This window comes from Curtobacterium sp. MCPF17_051 (assembly GCF_003234595.1).
GTDB classification, from domain to species: Bacteria; Actinomycetota; Actinomycetes; order Actinomycetales; family Microbacteriaceae; genus Curtobacterium; species Curtobacterium flaccumfaciens.
Window position 1 is genome coordinate 80,768 of the sequence record NZ_QKSE01000009.1, and the last position, 17,720, is coordinate 98,487.

Here is a 17,720-nt window from a genome sequence, read left to right on the forward strand (position 1 = left end):
GTTGCCGACCGTCCGGACTGCCGGGGCGGTTGGGTTGCCGACCGTCCGGACTGCCGGGGCGGTGCGAGGGGTGGCCGGTAGGCTGCCCGCATGCCGGAGCACCTCGACCTCACCGCCTCGTCCATCGACATCACCCGTGCCATCTGCGACATCGAGTCGGTGTCCGGCAACGAGCAGGCCCTCGCCGACGCGATCGAGGCCGTGCTCGCACCGCTTCCGCACCTCGAGGTGATCCGTGACGGCGACGCGATCGTGGCGCGGACGAACCTGGGCCGCGACCGCCGGGTCGTCATCGCCGGTCACATCGACACCGTCCCGCTCAACGACAACCTGCCGACCGAGTTCCGGACCGCCGAGGACGGCACCGAGATCCTCTGGGGCCGCGGCACCGTCGACATGAAGGCGGGCTGCGCGGTGCAGCTCAAGCTCGCGTACGACCTGGTCGACCCCTCGGTCGACGTCACGTGGGTCTGGTACGACCACGAAGAGGTGAGCGACGCCCTGAACGGTCTCGGCCGCCTGGCCCGGACGCGACCCGAACTCCTCGCCGCCGACTTCGCCATCCTGGGCGAGCCGTCCGGGGCGCAGATCGAGGGCGGGTGCAACGGCAACCTCCGCGCCGAGATCCGCACGTTCGGCAAGCGCTCGCACAGCGCCCGGAGCTGGATCGGCGACAACGCCATCCACAAGACCGCCCCGATCCTGGCCACCCTGGCCGAGTACGAGCCGCGTACCGTCACGGTCGACGGGCTCGAGTACCGCGAGGGCCTGAACGCGGTCGGCATCAGCGGCGGCATCGCGGGCAACATCATCCCGGACGAGGCGATGGTGCACGTGAACTACCGGTTCGCCCCCTCGCGCTCGGCCGACGAGGCCGTCGCCCACATCCGCGAGCTGTTCGACGGGTACGAGGTCACGATCGTCGACCTCGCCGCCGGTGCCCGCCCCGGTCTCGACGCCCCGCTCGCGCAGGACTTCGTCGCCGCCGTCGGCGGACCGGAGCCCCGTCCGAAGTACGGCTGGACCGACGTCGCACGCTTCTCGGCGCTCGGGGTCCCCGCGGTCAACTACGGCCCCGGCGAGCCGGTCTTCGCCCACCACGACGACGAGCAGGTGCCGGTCGCGCAGATCACCGCGGTCGAGGCCGGGCTGCGTCGGTGGCTGACGGCCTGACGACGGCGGGGGCCACCCGGAGGACCCCTGCTCGGAGCCGCTGGCGGGCCCGGTACCGGGTCGTCCCGTGGTGGGTGCGCATCACGGTCGTCTACGTGCTGGCGCGGCTCGTCACCGGTGCCATGATGCTCGCGTTCGCGGGTGTGCAAGCGGCGAACTCGTTCACCGTGCAGAGCCCGGGCTACCTGTCGTTCGCGGCGATCTGGGACGGCGCCTGGTACCGAGTGATCGCGACGGGCGGGTACCCGTCGACGTTGCCGGTCGATGCCGCCGGGCACGTGACCGAGAACGCGTGGGCGTTCATGCCCGCGTACCCGTTCCTGGTGCGGGCGCTCATGACGCTCACCGGAGCGTCGTTCGAGTTCGTGGCGGTCTCGGTGTCGTTGCTCGCCGGACTCGGGGCCGCGCTGGTGTTCCGCCGGCTCATGGGCCGGTTCCTCGACCCCGCACGGGCGACGTTCGCCACGGTGCTGTTCTGCGTCGCACCGGTGTCGGCGATGTTCCAGGTGGCCTACGCGGAGGCGATGGGGCTGTTCCTGCTGCTCGTCGCGCTGCTGCTCATGGTGGACCGGCGGTGGTGGGCGATGCTGCCCGTCGTGCTGCTGCTCGGCATGACGCGGCCGACGGGGCTCGCCTTCGCGTTCCTGGTGGTGCTCTTCGTGGCCGCGTGGGCGATCCGCCCGGCGTGGGTGCGCTCGTCGGAACCGCTGAGCCTCCGCCGGCTCGTACCGCCCGCGGTGGTCGCCACGGTGTCGGGTCTGGTCGGTCTGGCCTGGCCGGCGATCGCGTGGGCGGTCACCGGAGTGCCGAAGGCCTACACCGACACCGAGCTCGCCTGGCGGTCGTCGTACATCGGGTGGAAGGAACTCGTGCCGTTCGCGCCGTGGGTGCAGGGGTTCGGGTGGTGGTTCGGGCAGCCGGCCGGAACGGTGCTGCTCGTCGTCGTGCTCGCCGGGTTCGCCGCGTTCGTGTGCATGCCCGCCGCACGCTCGATCGGCATCGAGCTCCGACTCTGGGGCGTGGCGTACCTCGTGTACCTGCTCGCGGTGTTCTTCCCGCAGTCGAGCACGTGGCGCATCCTCGTGCCGATCGCGCCGTTGCTCGGTATCGTCGCGCTGCCACGGTCGCGGGTGTACCGCGTGGCCGTCGTCGTCGCGTTCGTCGGGCTGCAGTGGGTCTGGCTGTACTCCACGTGGTGGATCGACGGCTACGACTGGACCCCGCCGTGATCGATGCGGGGCGCCGGAGGCCGGTGGATCCGCGTTCTGCGGAGCATCCGGACGGCACATCCGACACCCCCAACCTGGGCGGTTTCGCAGTTGCCCCCTCCGTACGGGATAATGGGGCTGCATTTACTGCACGAAAGGGGACATCTGATGGCAGCCATGAAGCCGAGGACCGGTGACGGGCCGATGGAGGCTGTTAAGGAGGGTCGACTCATCATCGTGCGGGTTCCGCTCGAAGGTGGAGGCCGCCTGGTCGTCTCGGTCAACGATGCCGAGGCCAAGGAACTCCACGACGCACTCGCTGAGGTCGTCTCGGCCTAGTACGTCGAAGCACCAGAACGGAAGGCCCGGAGCGTGTACGCTCCGGGCCTTCCGTCTGTCCGCTGCCGATCCCGCGACGGGGGCATCCGCGGCCCTGTCGGTGGGCTCCGGCAGGATGGGGCCGTGCCGAGGACGAGACTGCCGATCCGCCGTGTCGAGGAGTACGCGCCCGACCCGATGCGGCGCGACGTCTGGCCGGCCACGCTCGCGCCCGTGCGGCAGTTGCTCGACGACGGGCTCGACCTCGCTCCGGTGACGGTGCTGGTCGGTGAGAACGGTGCCGGCAAGTCCACCCTGGTCGAGGCCATGGCGCTCGCCTTCGGCATGGGGCCAGAGGGTGGCTCGACGAAGTCCGGGCACAGCACCCGCCCGAGCGAATCGCAGCTCTGGGAGCACATCGCCCTGCACCGGGAGCCCGGCGCGGTGCGGTCCGGTTTCTTCCTGCGCGCGGAGACCATGCACGGGGTCTTCACCTACCTCGAACAGCACCCCGGGGGAGCCGAGCCGCTGTTCCATGAGCGGAGCCACGGTGAGTCGTTCCTCGACTTCGTGATCCACCGGTCGCAGTGGCCCGGGCTCTGGATCCTCGACGAGCCGGAGTCCGCCCTGTCGTTCTCGGGGTGCCTGGCGCTGATCGGGCTCCTGCAGTCCATCGTCGAGACGGGTGTCGGCCAGGTCGTGCTCTCGACCCACTCACCCGTGCTCGCCGCGTTCCCCGGGGCCGAGATCCACGAGGTCGGCGAGTGGGGCCTGCGGCGCACGGAATGGCGCGACCTCGACCTGGTGCGGAACGAGCGTGCGTTCCTCGAGTCGCCCGAGCGGTACCTGCGGCACCTGGACTGACCTGCGCGTACGCCGGCGGGTCGAGCGCTAGTTGGTGACCTTCGTCAACTGCAGCAGTCCGTCACCGGCGGGCGACAGCGCGCTGCGCACCGCACCCGAGGTCGACACCTCGGTCAGGAGCAGCCGGAAGTCCGTGGTGGCGCGGTCGCGCTTCACCGGGTCGGCCACGCGTCCGCGCCAGAGGGCGTGCGGCACCAGGACGGTGCCACCCAGACGGGCGAGCCGCAGCCCGTGCTCGACGTACTCGATCACGTGCTCGGGGTCGGCGTCGACGAGCACGACGTCGTACGAGGCCTCGTTCATGCGGGGGAGCACCTGGTTCGCCCGACCGGGGATGAGCCGGATCCGAGCGGGAGCGGTGCCGGCGCTGATGTACGCGTCGCGGGCGAACTGCTGGTGGTCGACCTCGACGTCGATCGTCGTCAGGGTCGCGTTCGGGGCGCCGGCGAGCAGGTACAGGCCGGAGACCCCGAGACCGGTGCCGATCTCGATGATGCTCGTGGCTCGCGAGGCTGCGGCGATGACCCCGATCTGCGCACCGATCGCGGGCGAGATCGCTTCGACCCCGAGTTCCAGGGAGTGCTCACGAGCACGGGCGATCGCCTCGGTCTCCGAGACGATGTCCTCGGCGAACTTCCAGTTCGACTCTTTCTCTGACACGCACACTCCGTTCGGGAGACAACTCTAGAGGTGCAACGCAGCAGCACGCGTTAGGCTCGCTCGCGTGGACATCCCGCTCGACAAGATCCTGATCATCGGGGTCATCGGCGTCCTCTTGCTCGGGCCGCAGCGCCTGCCGATGTACGCCCAGAAGCTGGCCGAGTTCGTCAAGGCCGTCCGTCGGTTCGCCGACACCGCGAAGGAGCGGATGCGCGACGAGATGGGTCCCGAGTTCGACGACATCGAGTGGCAGAAGCTCGACCCGCGCCAGTACGACCCGCGCCGCATCATCCGAGACGCCCTGCTCGACTCCGGCACCAGTGCCGCAGCCGTCCAGACCGCGCAGGTGACGGCCTCGAAGGTGCGCGCAACGGCTCCCGTCGTGCCCCTGGCCGCCGGTGAACCGGCACCCTTCGACGCCGAAGCGACCTGACGCCCGTCACGTCCCCACGCGACGGACTGGAGGCCCGGTGCCAGCCGGCACCGGGCCTCCAGTCCGTCGCGGGGTCGCGTGGCGATCCCGATGGCGAGTGGAATCGGGCGTACCTGGTCGGAAGGAACGACGAGGTATGCCCGATCCGACCAGGTACGCCGGGCTCTGCCTTACTTCAGGGCCGCCAGGAAGCGGTCCGTCCAGGCGAGCGGCGCAGACCCGGCCACGGAGTTGCAGGTCGGCGATGCGGTGCTCTGCGCCGTCGGGCAGGGGGTGTCCCGGTCGAGCGACCAGGTGTGCACCCCGGCGAGCCCGTGTGACTTGGCGTACGCGGCGACGGTGTCGGCGTCCGCGAGGGTGAAGACCTCGTCGGTGGTGTCGTTGACGCCGATCATCGGGGTGACCTCGATCTTCGACGAGGCGATCCCGTAGGTGTGCTGCAGGTTCGTGACCGCCTGGATCGTGGACTGCCCCATCTGACACGTCGACCCGACGATGACGCAGTTGGCCGTGGTCGCGCGTCCGAAGTCCATCGTCATGAGGTTGATCGTGTAGTTCGACAGGGTCGACGCCTTGATCGCCTTGACGGTGGCGTCGCCGGTGCTGTTCAGCCCGCCGAACGAACCGTCGGACGCGGCCAGGGTTGCGAGCGTGAAGGAGAAGCGCAGGCCCGGGTACTTCGACTGCGCCAGGGCCGCAGCGCTCACCAGGTTCTGCACGTCCGCCGCGGACTGCCCGCTCTCGATGTCGAAGTCGACGCCGATCATGTGCGGGGAGGCGTAGCGGGCGATGAAGGACTGCAGCGCGGCGCCGGAGCACTTGAACGAGCCTGCGGCGCCACCGGTGCTGACGATGTAGTTCACCCCGGCCGCGTCGAGCTTCGCGATGTTGGCGCTGGCGAACGCGTCGGCAGCGACTCCGCCCCAGTTCTCGCTGCCGCAGGTGCCGGTCGCGAAGGCGAGCGTGATGGCCTCGAGGCCCGGTTCCCGCGTCGACACCAGGCTGTTGCTCGACCCGACGACCGGGATCCGCGTGCCGGTGACCGCGGTGTTCATGACGTTCGTGTTCCAGTCGAGGTTCACGGTGATGTCCTTGTACGGGCTGAACACCAGGCCGCTCGCGGTGCCGGTGCTGCCGTTGCCGGGCGTGGTGGTCCCGCCACCGCCCGGGGTCGTGGTCCCGCCGCCGGTGCTGCCGCCGGTGCAGGCGCCGGCCGACGTCCACGGCTGACCGCTGCCGGTCGCCCCGGAGTGGGTCGCCGGCTCGTCGCCCTGTGTCCACCAGTTCGCGGTGTAGTTCGAGCCGTTCTCGCTCACGGTTGCTCCGCCGTTGTAGGCGGTGCCGGCGCTCCAGGCGGTCGCGCAGGTCGTCGCGGCGAGGGCGGGTGCCGCAGCGAGCGAGCCCCCTGCGACGATGACGGCGGCGATGGCGGCCACGAGGCCCGATCGCACGCGGGTGTTCTGGTTCACACGGTTCTCCTGTCCTCGGTCGGACGTCGTCGTCCGGCGGGTGGAGCCCTCACGAGACATTCCGCAAGGGCATTGTGTAATGCCCTTGCATAATGCGCCGCGGTAGAACGACCTGTCCATGAACGAACGCACAGTATGCGTCGAACGGACCCTGGGTCGAGATCAGTCTCGCGTCGCGATGATCGAGTACGTGGTCGGGATGCGGTCACGGTCGTGCTCCGGCCAGGCCCACGAGCCGGTGCCGGTCTCGACCATGCGGGGGCTGAACCGCCACGGCAGGGTCCGGCCCTCGTCGAGCCGTCGGAGCCGCAGTCCGGCGCCGAGCAGGGCGTTCACGATCTCGGACAGCGGATGCGGCCACTCGAAGGTGCGGGTGTTCGCCACCGTGCCGTCGCCTGCGTAGGTACCGGCGTCGTCCCACTGCTGGGCCGTGCCGTCGGGGAAGTACCGGTACCGGGTGACGAGCTCGTCGGCCTCCTCGTCGAGGGCGTACATCGCCGGGTGGCCGTCGCGGATGAAGAACACGCCGCCGGGGCGCAGCAGGCCAGCGACCTGCGCAGCCCAGCGGTCGAGGTCGGGGAGCCAGCAGATGGTGCCGATGCTCGTGTACACGACGTCGAAGTCACCGGTGACGGCGGCCCGGGCATCGAGGACGTCGGTCTCGACCCAGGTGACGTCGAGGCCGAGCCGTGATGCGAGTCCGGCGGCCGAGGCGAGAGCGGCGGGGGAGAAGTCGACGCCGGTCAGTCGGGCGCCCTCGCGGGCGAGCGACACCGTGTCGGTGCCGATGTGGCACTGCAGGTGGCAGACGTCGAGGCCCGCGAGCGAGCCGTTCGGTAACCAGGGCGTCAGGGCCGGCAGGTCTTCGCGGACGACGTCGGAGCGGTGGCCGGGGTCGGACAGGGCATCGATCGCGTAGGCGCCCTCGTGGATCGGCACCCGGTCGTCCCAGTTCGCGCGGTTGGTGGCGCGTGCCTGGTCCCAGTCGACATCGACGTGATCGGTGCTCATGACCTCGAGCCTAGGACAGCGACAACCCGAGCTTCCGGCCGGCGAGCCCGCGTCCCATCGTGGTGATCCGGTCGGCGATCGCCGTCAGGGCAACGGCGGACGGGTCCTCCGGGGCGCCGAGCACCACCGGGACGCCTGCGTCGCCGCCCTCGCGCAGCGGCACGGACAGCGGCACGCTGCCGAGCACCGGAACGGGGGTGTCCTGCCCGCGGGAGAGTCGTGCGGCGGTCTCGGCGCCACCGCCCTCGCCGAACAGGTGCAGGACCGAGCCGTCGGGCTGCACGAGCCCGGCCATGTTCTCGATCACGCCGATGACCCGCTGCCCGGTCTGCCGAGCGACGATCCCGCTGCGCTCGGCGACGTCGGCGGCGGCGGCCTGCGGGGTCGTCACGACCAGGACCTCGGCGTGCGGCAGCAGCTGCCCCACCGAGATCGCGACGTCGCCGGTGCCCGGAGGCAGGTCGAGCAGCAGGACGTCGAGGTCACCGAACCACACATCGGTCAGGAACTGGTTCACGGTGCGGTGCAGCATCGGTCCGCGCCACGACACCGCGGTCGAGACGTCGTCGACGAACATGCCGATCGAGACGACCTTCACGTCGTGCGCCACCGGCGGCAGGATCATGCTGTCCACCCGCGTCGGGCGGGGTGCGACCCCGTGCTCGTCGGTCAGGCCCATCAGGCCGGGGACGCTGAAGCCGTGCACGTCGACGTCGACGACCCCGACCCGCAAGCCCCGGTGGGCGAGCGCGACGGCGAGGTTCACGGTGACGGTGGACTTGCCGACGCCGCCCTTGCCGCTCGTGACGGCGATGACGCGGGTGAGCGAGTCCGCGGTGAACTGGACGCCCTTCGGCCGACCGGCTCGCAGCCGCTCGGTCAGCGCGGCGCGTGTGGCCGGGGCCATCACGGACACGTCGACATCGACTGCCGCGACCCCCGGGACGGACCCGGCGGCGACGCGGACGTCGCGCTCGATGGTGTCGGCGGCGGGGCACCCCACGATCGTGAGCTGCAGGTCGACGCGCACCGTGCCTCCTGGCTGCACGTCGACACCGCGGATCATGTCGAGCTCCGTGACGGGGCGGCGGATCTCGGGGTCGATGACGCGGCCGAGCGCGGCGAGGACCGCCGTGCCGAGCTGTTCGTCGGTGGGGGCGGCGTCAGCCACGGGTGGAGCTGTCGTGTTCGTCCGCGTAGCCGGCCTCGTCGGCGTCGCGGCGGTCGAGTTCCTCGAGCAGGGAGCGGAGCTCGGCGCGGATGAAGTCCTTCGACGCCATGTCCCGCATCGCCAGGCGCAGGGCCACGACCTCGCGGGCCAGGTACTCGGTGTCGGCCAGGTTGCGTTCTGCGCGCTGGCGGTCCTGCTCGAACTGCACGCGGTCGCGGTCGTCTTGCCGGTTCTGCGCGAGCAGGATCAGCGGGGCGGCGTACGAGGCCTGCAGCGAGAGCACGAGCGTCAGAGCCGTGAAGCCGATGGCCGCCGAGTCGAACTGCCACGGCTTCGGCGCCAGGGTGTTGTAGCCCATCCAGACCACGCAGAACAGCGTGAGCCCGATGAGGAACCAGGGCGTGCCCATGCCGCGGGCGATGCCCTCGGTCGCGCGACCGAAGGTGTCCCCGCGACCACGGCGGCGGCTGGGGAGCACACGCGTGCGCATGCCCTTCGGGGAGTCGAGCCGGACCTCTTGCCGGTCACGGTCGCGACGGTTGTCATCCGTTCGGGCCACGGGTGGTCCTCCTTCCCGTCGTCACGGGTGTCCTGCGCGGGCGTTGGCGTGGAAGCGGTGAGGGTTCCCCCTCGCCCTGACTTCGCCAGTCGTCCGGCAGGACGTGGTCGAGGACATCGTCGATCGTCACCACCCCGACGAGACGGTGGGCGTCGTCGACCACGGGGACGGACAGCAGGTTGTAGGTCGCCATGATGCGGGTGACCTCGGCGGCGCTTGCGTCGACCCGGACCGGTTCGGTCTGCTGGTCGATGAGCGTGCCGAGCCGCTCGTTCGGCGGGTAGCGGAGCATCCGCTGGAAGTGCACGAGCCCGAGGAACCGACCGGTCGGCGGCTCGTACGGCGGCAGGGTGACGCAGACGGCGGCGCCGAGCACCGGCGCGAGCTCGTGGCGGCGGACCAGCGCGAGGCCCTCGGCCACGGTGGCGTCGGCCGAGACGATCACCGGTTCGGTGGTCATCAGACCACCGGCGGTGTCCGGCTCGTACTCCAGGAGCATGCGGACGTCCTGTGCCTCCTCCGGCTCCATGAGCTGCAGGAGGGCTTCGCTCCGCTCGTCGGAGAACTGGGCGAGGACGTCGGCCGCGTCGTCCGGCTGCATCTGGTCGAGGACGTCGGCGGCACGGGCGTCCACCAGCCGGGTGAGGATCTCGATGCGCTCCTGGTCGGGCATCTCCTCGAGCACGTCGGCGAGGCGGTCGTCGGGAAGTTCCTCGGCGACCTCGAACCGGCGCTCGGCGGGCAGGTCGAGCAGCGTCGACGCCAGGTCGGCCGGCAGCAGGTCGGAGTAGGCGGCGATCACGTGCTCGGCGGACTGGGCCTCGCCGGGGAGCTCGTCCTCGGTGACCTCGTTCCACGTCGCGAACGTCGTGGGGCCCTTGCCGAACGGCGACGGCGTGGTCTTCGGCTTGCGGAGGAAGAGCTGCGCAACCTCCCAGTCGCCCTGCCCGCGGTCCTCGATCGCGACGTCCTCGATCGTGGCGCGGATCCGCTGGTTCTTGATGAGCACCTTGCGGCCGAGCATCTCGGCGATGACGCGGACCTCGCCGCCGCGCTGCTCGAAGCGGCGCATGTTGACCAGACCGGTCGTGATGACCTGCCCGGCACCGATGGAGGTGATGCGGCCGATGCTCACGAAGATGCGGCGCTTGCCGGGCACCTCGACGATGAGCCCGACGACGTGCGGGGGATCGGCCCGGCGGTAGACGACCAGGACGTCCCGGACCCTGCCGACGCGGTCGCCCGCGGGGTCGAAGACGGAGCACCCGGCGAGGCGGGCGACGAAGACCTTCGTGGCGCTCACCCGACCCAGCGTAGTCGCTCGGGTGTGGGCGTTTCGCTCGCGCGGTCAACGGCGCCGTCGGCGCCGACCGGTCGGCGGCTTCCCTGAGAGTGCACGTGCGATTGCAAGGTGTGCGGTGAATGATGGCTGTGTGAGCAATCAGAGCCCCTTCGCCGGCAGGACCGCCCAGGCGTTCCCGACGCTGCCCAAGGGCGACGTCCTGGGAACGTACGACAGCTACCCCGACGCGCAGCGCGTGGTGGCGAAGTTGGCCGAGGCCGACTTCCCCGTCAACCAGCTCTCGATCGTCGGCAACGACCTGAAGACGGTCGAACGGGTCACCGGCAAGATGACCTACGGCCGTGCCGCCATCGCCGGCGCGCTGTCCGGGCTGTGGCTCGGCATCTTCTTCGGCATCGTGCTCACGCTGTTCTCGCCGAGCGCCGGCGGCCTGATCCTGGCCGCCGCGATCATCGGTGCCGCGTTCGGCATGCTCTACGGCATCGTCTCGTTCGCGATCACGAAGCGGCAGCGCGACTTCACGAGCGTGCACCAGGTGCTCGCCACGAACTACCAGATCGTCGTCAACCCGCAGCTGACCGGGCAGGCGCAGCGGATCCTCGGCGAGCACGGGGCGACCCCGTCCACGCACTGGAACGACGCTCCTCAGCAGCAGCAGCAGCAGCAGCAGCAGCAGCAGCAGCAGCAGCAGCCGTGGCGTCCGGGCCCCGGTGGGGTCCCGCCGCAGCAGCAGTCGCCGTACGGCGGACACGCCACGCCGCACCAGCAGCCGGGAGGCCCGCAGAACCCCGGCACGTCGGCCCCCGGCGCGCAGACCGGTGCGCCTTCGGGCCCGCCGCGCTACGGCACGAACGACGGACCCCGGTACGGGGAGACCCCGGAGACGGCTGCCGCCCCCGCGGCCTCGCCGGTGCCGGAGCGCCGGCCCGAGGAGCCGCCGCGCTACGGTGAGCGGGTCGCCGGTGCCACGCCGCCGGAGCCCTCGTCCTCGCCGGACCCACAGCGCGACGGTGACGGGGACGGGGTCAGCGACCGCCGCTAGCGGCGCTTCGGCTGGCGCGATCGGGCTTCGACGGGAGTGCTCCGTGGTCGGGGACCCGGTCGGGCGCCAGGTCGTTCGACACGCCGTTCACGTCTGCCGAGGTCACGCGGACTGTCGCCGCCGACCACCGCGGGCGGCACGTCGTGCGACCTCAGCGGCGCGGTCCGGGAGATCCGGGCGGTCGGGGTGGTCCGGGCGGTCGCAACACCCCGCGCGCACGGCGTCGACCGGTCGGAGATCGTCGTTCGGCGTCGGCCCAGACGACGGCTCGTGACCGCTCGGCCTCGGGCAGACGGCACGTCATGGCCGGGCGCGGTGCGGGTCCCGGGCGCGGCACCGCGAGCACCGCGTCACACCGCACGGCACGGCACGGAATCGCACGGCACGGCACGGCACGGAATCGCACGGCACTTCACCGCACGGCAGCGCACGGCGCCACACGGCACGGACTCGCCGGGCAGGTTCGGTACGACTAGAGGACCTTCGAGTAGCAGACCGACAGGGGCGCCCCGACGTAGGGTCCGAAGTTCGCGATCCGCCGGAACCCCTCGCGCTGGTAGAAGCCGACGGCGCGCTGCTGCTCCGTGCCCGTCTCGAGGACGAGCGCCGGAGACCCGAGGTCGAGTGCGGCCTCTTCCAGCCGTCGCAGCAACGCGGCCGCGACGCCGGTCCCGCGGGATTCCGGTCGGACGTACATCCGCTTGATCTCGGCGATGCCGTCGTCGACGATGCGCAGGCCGCCGCACCCCAGGGGAGTACCGGATTCGTCCCGCGCGACGAAGAACACCGCGATCGACTCGGCGGTCGGCTTCTCACCCGGTTCGGTGTCGCCGCCGTGCGCCCGGTCGATCTCCAGGCGCTGAGCAGCGCGGAGTCGCTGGGCGTCGGGCGAGTCGAAGTGCTCGACCTCGATCGAGAAGGTGTTCGGGGAGGCCTCGGGCATGGTCACCCGATCAGGCTAGCGGCCCGAGCGGGCGATCCACCCCTCCACTTCCGAGGGGGTCCGGGGGATGCCGACGGACAGGTTCTCGGCTCCGTCCTCGGTCACCAGGATGTCGTCTTCGATGCGGACACCGATGCCACGGAACTCCTCCGGCACGGTCAGGTCGTCCTGCTGGAAGTACAGCCCGGGCTCGATCGTGAAGACCATGCCGGCCTGCACGGTGCCGTCGAGGTACATCTCGCGGCGGGCCTTGGCGCAGTCGTGCACGTCGAGCCCGAGGTGGTGGCTCGTGCCGTGCACCATGTAACGGCGGTGGAACTGGTTGTCCGGCTCGAGCGACTCGGCGGCCGAGACCGGCAGGAAGCCCCACTCGGCGGTCTTTCGCGCGATGACCTCCATCGCGGTGGCGTGCACCTGGCGGAACGTGATGCCTGGCTTGACGATCGCGAACGCGGCATCGGCGGCTTCGAGCACTGCTTCGTAGACCATGCGCTGCACGGGCGAGAACGTGCCGCTCACCGGGAGCGTGCGGGTGATGTCGGCGGTGTAGAACGAGTCGACCTCGACCCCGGCGTCGATGAGGATGAGGTCGCCCGGCTGCACGGCGCCGTCGTTGCGGGTCCAGTGCAGGATGCAGGCGTGGTGGCCCGAGGCGGCGATGGTGTCGTAGCCCACGGTGTTCCCGTCGGCGCGCGCTCGGCGGTTGAACGTGCCCTCGACGATGCGCTCACCGCGCGGGTGCGCGAGCACGGCGTCGAAGTCGGCGATGACGTCGTCGAACCCGTGCTTCGTGGCGTCGACGGCCTTGCGGAGCTCGCGGACCTCGTACGCGTCCTTGACCAGTCGCAGCTCGGACAGGTCGCGGGAGAGCAGGTCGTCGGTGGCCGGCGACCCCTCGGTCTCGTCCGTGCCACCGATCGCCGCGCCGATGCGGGCGTCGAGGGAACGGGTCAGGTCGTCATCGGCTTCGCGCACGAGCAGCGCCGACGCGTCGATTGCATCGGCGACGGCCGTGAACGCGCCGAGGTCGGCCGTGGCCAGCCCGAGGTCGGCGGCGACGGCGTCGAGCGAGGGGCGCGGACCGACCCAGAACTCCCCGATCTCGGGGTTGGCGTAGAACTCTTCCGAGTCGCGGCCGGCGGTGGCGCGGAAGTACAGCGTGGCGTCGTGCCCGGAGCCGTTCGGCGTCATCACGAGCACGGAGCCGACGACGGTGTCGGTGCCCCAGCCGGTCAGGTGCGCGAAGGTGGAGTGCGGGCGGAACGGGTAGTCGCAGTCGTTCGAGCGGACCTTGGCCTGCCCGGCCGGCACCACGATCGTGCGGCCCGGGTGCAGCTCGGAGATGCGCGCGCGACGCTCGGCGGCGAACGCGGCCTGCTCGCGGGGTTCGGGCTGCTCCTCACCACGGTCGGCCCACTGCGACCCGATGAAGTCCTTGAAGGTCGAGGACCCGGGGGTCGTGGATCGGTTGCTCGTCGCGCGGGGAGTCGTGTCGGCCATGCGTCCATCATCGCACCGCCCGGGGACACCCGGCCTGTGCGGCTGCTCACCTGTGGATAGCATTGTCCACGTGCCAGACCCGTTCATCGACCTGCACGCGCACTCCAGTGTCTCCGACGGCACCGAGCGTCCCGCGGAGCTCGTCCGAGCGGCCGCGGCCGCCGGACTCGACGCCGTCGCGCTGACCGACCACGACACGACCGCGGGATGGGCGGATGCCGCGGCCGCGGCACACGAGCTGCCCCTGACCCTGCTGCCGGGCCTCGAGCTGAGCACCCGGATCGGCTACCGCAGCGTGCACGTGCTCGGCTACCTGGTGGACCCCGAGCACCCCGGACTGGTCGAGGAGACGACCCGGATCCGTGACGGCCGGCTCTCCCGCGCGCACCGCATGGTCGACCGCATCGCCGAGGACCACCCGATCACCTGGGCGGACGTCCTGGCCCAGTCCAGCCCCGGTGCCACGATCGGCCGTCCGCACATCGCCGACGCCCTGGTCGCCCGCGGGCTCGAGTCCGACCGGTCCGCGGCGTTCCGCGGCATCCTGCACCCGGCATCCGGCTACTACGAACCCCACGAGGCACCATCGCCCCTGCGCGGCGTCGAACTCATCCGGCAGGCGGGCGGCGTGCCCGTCATCGCGCACCCCGCGGCGTCCTCGCGCGGGATCGTCATCGACGAGCCGATGCTCCGCGACCTGGTCGACGCCGGGCTCGGCGGGCTCGAGGTCGACCACCGCGAGAACCTGGCACACGGCAAGCGCACCCTGCTCGACTGGGCGACGCGCTACGGCCTGTTCGTCACCGGTTCGAGCGACTACCACGGCACCGGCAAGCCGAACCGGCTGGGGGAGCACCGCACCGCACGCGTCTCGTTCGACGCGATCGTGTCCGAGGCCACCGGCAGCGCCCCGGTCGTCGGCCCCGGTTCGCGTCTGGCCTGACGGCCGACCGAACGACTGGCCACTGCGTCTTCGGCCTGGCCGACAGTCCACGCGTCGGCGTCCACGTGAACTGTCGCTGCGCGCGATGCCAGTCCGCGGGTGGAGACGACGAAGGGCCCGTCGCGTCAGCGACGGGCCCTTCGGTCTGGAGGCGCTACTCGCCGTCCGACGTACCCTGCGGTGCCGAGGCGGTCGCCGAGGCATCGCCGGTGCCGGCTCCGCGACGGCGGCGACGACGGCGACGCTTCGCGGCGCCGTCGGTGGTGGAACCACCTTCGACGGCCGAGCCGTCCTCGGTGCCCGCCGCGGCGGTGGGGGCGACCGACTCGGTGGCCGGAGCCTGCGGGGCGGACTGCTCCGAGCCTCCTGACCGGGTGCGGCTGCGCGACCGCGAACGCGACGCGTCACGCGAACCCGACGCCGGGCGGTCGCTGCTGCGCTTCTCGACGGGAGCGCCCGCCGAGGCGGCGTGCGACGACGAGCCGGGCAGGCGGCCCTTGGTGCCCTTGGGGATGTCGAGTTCCTCGAACAGGTGGGGCGACGACGAGTAGGTCTCGACGGGCTCGGGGATGCCGAACTCGAGGGCCTTGTCGATCAGCGTCCACTTGTGCAGGTCGTCCCAGTCGACGAACGTGACCGCGATGCCGGTCTTGCCGGCGCGGCCCGTGCGGCCGGCACGGTGCAGGTACGTGTCCGGGTCGTCCGGGATCGTGTGGTTGATCACGTGCGTGACGTCGTCCACGTCGATGCCGCGGGCAGCGACGTCGGTGGCGATGAGCACGTCACGCTTACCGGCCTTGAACGCCGCCATCGCGCGCTCGCGCTGCTCCTGGTTGAGGTCGCCGTGCACCGCTGCGGCGTTGAACCCGCGGTCCTTCAGCTCCTCGACGAGCTTCGCCGCGGCACGCTTGGTGCGGGTGAAAATCACGGTCTTGCCGCGACCCTCGGCCTGGAGGATGCGGGCGATGACCTCGTCCTTGTCCAGGGAGTGCGCGCGGTAGATGAGGTGCTTGATGTTGGCCTGCATGAGGCCCTCGTCCGGGTCGGTCGCCCGGATGTGCACCGGACGGCTCATGAACCGGCGGGCGAGGGCGACGATCGGCGCGGGCATCGTCGCCGAGAACAGCATCGTGTGCCGCACCTCGGGGACGGCCTGGAAGATGCGCTCGATGTCCGACAGGAACCCGAGGTCGAGCATGCGGTCAGCTTCGTCGAGCACGACCTCTTGCACGTGGGAGAGGTCGAGCAGACGCTGCCGCTGCAGGTCGATGAGCCGCCCGGGCGTGCCGACGACGATCTGGGCACCGGCCTTGAGCTGCTCCACCTGGCCCTCGTAGGCCTTGCCGCCGTAGATCGAGACGACCGTGGTCGGGCGGTTCGAGGCCGCGAGCTCGAGGTCCTCGGTGACCTGGACCGCGAGTTCACGGGTCGGGACGACGACGAGCGCCTTCACGCCGTGCGCCGGGTCGGCACCGAGTCGCTGGATCAGCGGCAGGCCGAAGCCGAGCGTCTTGCCGGTACCCGTCTTGGCCTGGCCGATGATGTCCTGGCCGGTCAGGCCGAGCGGGATGGTCTGTTCCTGGATCGGGAAGGGCTCGATGATGCCCTTGCCGGCCAGTGCATCGACGATGTCCTGGTCGATGTTGAGGTCTGAGAAAGTCAAAGAATCACCTTAGTTCTGGTGGAAGTCCCGGCCAGTCTACCGACGGGCGCGTGGTCCGGGGCGCTCCGGGGTGCGTCGGGGCGTCCCGGCGGGCGACCGGCGGGTGCCACGGGAGTCGCCCTCTATGCTGGTCGGGTGGTCTCGTGGTGGAACCGGAAGCGCGCGGCGCAGCTCGCTGCAGCATGGCTCGCGTCGCGGAACCCGCGCGGAGCCGCGCAGGTCAAGCGGCTCGCGCTCGACGACGTCACCCCGGAGCTCGACGTCTACCTGGGGCAGGCCGCGTACCTGCAGCTCTCCGTCTACGAGACGATGGGACGAGCCGGTGCTTCGGCACCGACGCTCTCCGGCCGTCTGGTCACCGGGGTCCTCGCGACCACGGCGCTCGAGCGGCACCGCACGATCGTGGCCGAGATCGAACGCAGCGGCGGAGACCCGGCGGCGCTGATGGCCCCGCACCGCGAGGCGATCGACCTGTTCCTCGAACGGACGAGCGGTGCCGACTGGTACGAGTCGATGCTGACCGGCTACGTGACGGCCGGCATCCTGAACGACCTGTTCGGCAACCTGCTCCGCTCCCTGCCGACGGACGTGCGGCAGCGGCTGCGTTCGGTGTTCGACGCGCGCGAGGAAGCAGCGGTCGTCGAAGAACTGACGGCCCACATCGAGAACGACCCGCGGATCGGTTCACGCCTGGCGATGTGGGGACGGCGCCTGGTGGGCGACACCCTGCTGGTCGCCCGGTCGGCGCTGGCGTCGCACGCCCGCGAGGACCAGGAGCGGCTCGAGCCGGTCTGGACCGAACTCATCGCCGCGCACACCCGACGGATGGACGCGCTCGGTCTGACGGCCTGAGCGGTCAGGCTGCTCGAGCGTCAGGATTGCTCGAGGGTCAGGCGCCGCGCGTCTTGAGCTGCTCGTAGTACTCGGCGTCGTGCTTTTCGCGCTGCGTGCCGAGGAGCCACTCGACGGTGATGGCGACCACGCCGGACCCCACGAGGGCCACGACCCAGATCCAGGTGCCGTCGTACCGCCACCCGGTCCAGGTCAGCGCTTCCCAGAGGACGGCTGCAGCGATGCCGCCGACCGCGGGGCCGACGAGCACGCCACGGTTCGACCGCCACGGCACGATCACGTGCGCGACCGCGCCGATGATGACGCCGCCGAGGACGGCGAAGAGCAGTTCCACGTCGTCAGGCGACGAAGCCGATGCGCCGTGCCTCTTCCGCGCCGACCTCGACGTACGCCAGGGCCGAGACGGGCACGATGAAGCGACGGCCCTTGTCGTCCTGCAGCGACAGGTGCGTCGACTGCGCGGTGAGCGCCTCGGACACGGCCTTCTCGACCTCGTCCGCGGTCTGGGCGGTCTCGAAGGCGATCTCGCGGGGGCTGTTGATGATGCCGATCTTGATGTCCACGAGCACAGCGTATCCGAGCGGTCCCGTGCGGTAACGGGCGTTCGC

General features: G+C 71.0%; 19 protein-coding genes. 8 read left to right on the top strand and 11 right to left on the bottom strand.

Annotated elements, in window-relative coordinates:
• Window positions 1–90: 90 nt before the first annotated feature.
• The 4 genes from dapE (at window position 91) to DEJ35_RS08725 (ending at window position 3,563) form a co-directional block, all read left to right on the top strand.
• On the top strand, window positions 91–1,173 hold the full coding sequence (gene dapE, locus DEJ35_RS08710; RefSeq protein ID WP_111192584.1) for a succinyl-diaminopimelate desuccinylase: 1,083 nt from the start codon (window positions 91–93) through the stop codon (window positions 1,171–1,173).
• Window positions 1,158–2,402, top strand: a complete 1,245-nt coding sequence (locus tag DEJ35_RS08715) for a hypothetical protein (RefSeq protein ID WP_110860541.1) — start codon at window positions 1,158–1,160, stop codon at window positions 2,400–2,402. The genes dapE and DEJ35_RS08715 overlap by 16 nt, the downstream gene beginning before the upstream one ends.
• Window positions 2,403–2,549: 147 nt before the next feature.
• Window positions 2,550–2,720, top strand: a complete 171-nt coding sequence (locus tag DEJ35_RS08720) for a DUF3117 domain-containing protein (protein WP_017887054.1) — start codon at window positions 2,550–2,552, stop codon at window positions 2,718–2,720.
• 123 nt (window positions 2,721–2,843) lie between these two features.
• On the top strand, window positions 2,844–3,563 hold the full coding sequence (locus DEJ35_RS08725) for an AAA family ATPase (RefSeq protein WP_258369883.1): 720 nt from the start codon (window positions 2,844–2,846) through the stop codon (window positions 3,561–3,563).
• A 27-nt stretch (window positions 3,564–3,590) separates the two neighbouring features.
• On the opposite strand, the gene DEJ35_RS08730 is transcribed toward DEJ35_RS08725, so the two are convergent.
• On the bottom strand, window positions 3,591–4,223 hold the full coding sequence (locus DEJ35_RS08730; RefSeq protein WP_017887052.1) for an O-methyltransferase: 633 nt from the start codon (window positions 4,221–4,223) through the stop codon (window positions 3,591–3,593).
• A 64-nt stretch (window positions 4,224–4,287) separates the two neighbouring features.
• Here DEJ35_RS08730 and DEJ35_RS08735 point away from each other — a divergent pair, with 64 nt between their 5' ends.
• Window positions 4,288–4,656, top strand: coding sequence for a twin-arginine translocase TatA/TatE family subunit (locus DEJ35_RS08735; RefSeq protein WP_027464570.1), 369 nt, complete (start codon window positions 4,288–4,290; stop codon window positions 4,654–4,656).
• A gap of 170 nt (window positions 4,657–4,826) precedes the next feature.
• Here DEJ35_RS08735 and DEJ35_RS17665 read toward each other — a convergent pair whose 3' ends face one another.
• The 5 genes from DEJ35_RS17665 to DEJ35_RS08760 all read right to left on the bottom strand — a co-directional run bounded on the left by DEJ35_RS17665 (window position 4,827) and on the right by DEJ35_RS08760 (window position 10,169).
• Window positions 4,827–6,125 carry a carbohydrate-binding protein gene (locus DEJ35_RS17665; protein ID WP_220036883.1) on the bottom strand — a complete coding sequence of 433 codons (1,299 nt, stop codon included), beginning with the start codon at window positions 6,123–6,125 and terminating at the stop codon, window positions 4,827–4,829.
• Window positions 6,126–6,287: 162 nt separating this feature from the next.
• The gene (locus DEJ35_RS08745; protein ID WP_111192585.1) at window positions 6,288–7,136 is read right to left on the bottom strand and encodes a bifunctional 2-polyprenyl-6-hydroxyphenol methylase/3-demethylubiquinol 3-O-methyltransferase UbiG; all 849 of its coding nucleotides are present in this window, start codon (window positions 7,134–7,136) and stop codon (window positions 6,288–6,290) included.
• Between the two features lie 10 nt (window positions 7,137–7,146).
• Window positions 7,147–8,307: a P-loop NTPase gene (locus tag DEJ35_RS08750; RefSeq protein ID WP_111123364.1), complete on the bottom strand. Its 1,161-nt coding sequence runs from the start codon at window positions 8,305–8,307 to the stop codon at window positions 7,147–7,149.
• The gene (locus DEJ35_RS08755; protein WP_042539423.1) at window positions 8,300–8,797 is read right to left on the bottom strand and encodes a DUF1003 domain-containing protein; all 498 of its coding nucleotides are present in this window, start codon (window positions 8,795–8,797) and stop codon (window positions 8,300–8,302) included. Before DEJ35_RS08755 ends, DEJ35_RS08750 begins: the two co-directional genes overlap by 8 nt.
• A 52-nt stretch (window positions 8,798–8,849) precedes the next feature.
• Window positions 8,850–10,169: a magnesium transporter MgtE N-terminal domain-containing protein gene (locus DEJ35_RS08760; protein ID WP_027464574.1), complete on the bottom strand. Its 1,320-nt coding sequence runs from the start codon at window positions 10,167–10,169 to the stop codon at window positions 8,850–8,852.
• A 130-nt stretch (window positions 10,170–10,299) separates the two neighbouring features.
• Between DEJ35_RS08760 and DEJ35_RS08765 the strand changes: the two genes are divergently transcribed.
• Entirely contained in the window at window positions 10,300–11,211 is a 912-nt protein-coding gene (locus DEJ35_RS08765) for a general stress protein (protein ID WP_111123363.1), read from the top strand.
• Between the two features lie 472 nt (window positions 11,212–11,683).
• Here the strand turns inward: DEJ35_RS08765 and DEJ35_RS08775 are convergent, their stop codons facing one another.
• Window positions 11,684–12,154 carry a GNAT family N-acetyltransferase gene (locus DEJ35_RS08775; protein ID WP_181420080.1) on the bottom strand — a complete coding sequence of 157 codons (471 nt, stop codon included), beginning with the start codon at window positions 12,152–12,154 and terminating at the stop codon, window positions 11,684–11,686.
• 15 nt (window positions 12,155–12,169) lie between these two features.
• A complete protein-coding gene (locus DEJ35_RS08780) occupies window positions 12,170–13,654 on the bottom strand; it encodes an aminopeptidase P family protein (protein ID WP_111123362.1) in 1,485 nt (494 codons plus the stop codon).
• A 70-nt stretch (window positions 13,655–13,724) separates the two neighbouring features.
• Here DEJ35_RS08780 and DEJ35_RS08785 point away from each other — a divergent pair, with 70 nt between their 5' ends.
• On the top strand, window positions 13,725–14,597 hold the full coding sequence (locus DEJ35_RS08785) for a PHP domain-containing protein (protein ID WP_111123361.1): 873 nt from the start codon (window positions 13,725–13,727) through the stop codon (window positions 14,595–14,597).
• Window positions 14,598–14,751: 154 nt separating this feature from the next.
• On the opposite strand, the gene DEJ35_RS08790 is transcribed toward DEJ35_RS08785, so the two are convergent.
• The gene (locus DEJ35_RS08790) at window positions 14,752–16,260 is read right to left on the bottom strand and encodes a DEAD/DEAH box helicase (RefSeq protein WP_071246524.1); all 1,509 of its coding nucleotides are present in this window, start codon (window positions 16,258–16,260) and stop codon (window positions 14,752–14,754) included.
• 135 nt (window positions 16,261–16,395) lie between these two features.
• Here DEJ35_RS08790 and DEJ35_RS08795 point away from each other — a divergent pair, with 135 nt between their 5' ends.
• Window positions 16,396–17,112, top strand: coding sequence for a ferritin-like fold-containing protein (locus DEJ35_RS08795; RefSeq protein WP_027464579.1), 717 nt, complete (start codon window positions 16,396–16,398; stop codon window positions 17,110–17,112).
• A gap of 37 nt (window positions 17,113–17,149) precedes the next feature.
• On the opposite strand, the gene DEJ35_RS08800 is transcribed toward DEJ35_RS08795, so the two are convergent.
• Complete coding sequence (locus DEJ35_RS08800) at window positions 17,150–17,446, bottom strand: hypothetical protein (RefSeq protein WP_111123360.1); 297 nt, start codon at window positions 17,444–17,446, stop codon at window positions 17,150–17,152.
• 4 nt (window positions 17,447–17,450) lie between these two features.
• Entirely contained in the window at window positions 17,451–17,675 is a 225-nt protein-coding gene (locus tag DEJ35_RS08805; RefSeq protein WP_110860791.1) for a DUF3107 domain-containing protein, read from the bottom strand.
• Between the last annotated feature and the right edge of the window lie 45 nt (window positions 17,676–17,720).